Source organism: Anaerococcus groningensis, from assembly GCF_046365465.1.
GTDB lineage: Bacteria > Bacillota > Clostridia > Tissierellales > Peptoniphilaceae > Anaerococcus > Anaerococcus groningensis.
In genome coordinates, this window is sequence record NZ_JBGMEG010000016.1 from 1 (window position 1) to 817 (window position 817).

The window sequence follows — 817 nt, forward strand, 5'->3', positions numbered from 1 at the left end:
ACTGGTCAAGTGGGTTTGCGCCGAAAATGAACGGGGCTAAAATTCAGTACCGAAGCTTCGGATTGATAGAGAATTTAAATCTATCACATAAAGGAAACCATTAGTAAAAAGGTTAAAGAAGAACTTAACTAGACTGAGAAATATTAATACAATATACAATCAAGATAAACGAGTTATCGAAAATTTACGCAAATATCAAACACTAAGATAAAGGTAAGTTGGTCTGCACTTTGACAAATCAATAGATTTGAAACAGTGAGACATCTGACCTACCATCCAAAACAAGTTTTGGGGTTAGGTCATAAAAACTCAATTATCACCGAATAAACAGACATACAATAAGTATGTACCTGGTTAAGCGTATTCTAAAACCAAAAAAATGGTATTTATGTCTAGATTTAAATACTCTATCAGTGGTAGAGGAGCATTGTATTAGGGAAGAAGCCCAAGCGAAAGCAGGTGTGGACTTAATACAAGAGAGAATGCTGGCATGAGTAGCGAGAAGGAGTGTGAGAATCACTCCCGTCGAAACCCTAAGGACTCCTGAGCAAGGCTCGTCCCCTCAGGGAAAGTCGGGACCTAAGGCGAGGCCAAAAGGCGTAGCCGATGGATAACAGGTTTATATTCCTGTACCGCTTAAAGTCGCTATAGAGAAGTGATGACGCAAGAGGATAAGCTAAGCTGCCCGATGGATGGCAGTCTAAGCACAAAGGCTGATTAGTAGGCAAATCCGCTAATCATAAGGCTGATGTGTGATAGGTATCGAAAACATGAGTAGAGAAGTAGCCAATTTCAAATTGCCAAGAAAAGTCACTAT

1 rRNA gene is annotated in these 817 nt (G+C 39.8%); it reads left to right on the top strand.

Annotated elements, in window-relative coordinates:
• Nucleotides 1-817 (top strand): 23S ribosomal RNA (locus tag AB9Q04_RS08020); the annotation flags it as partial.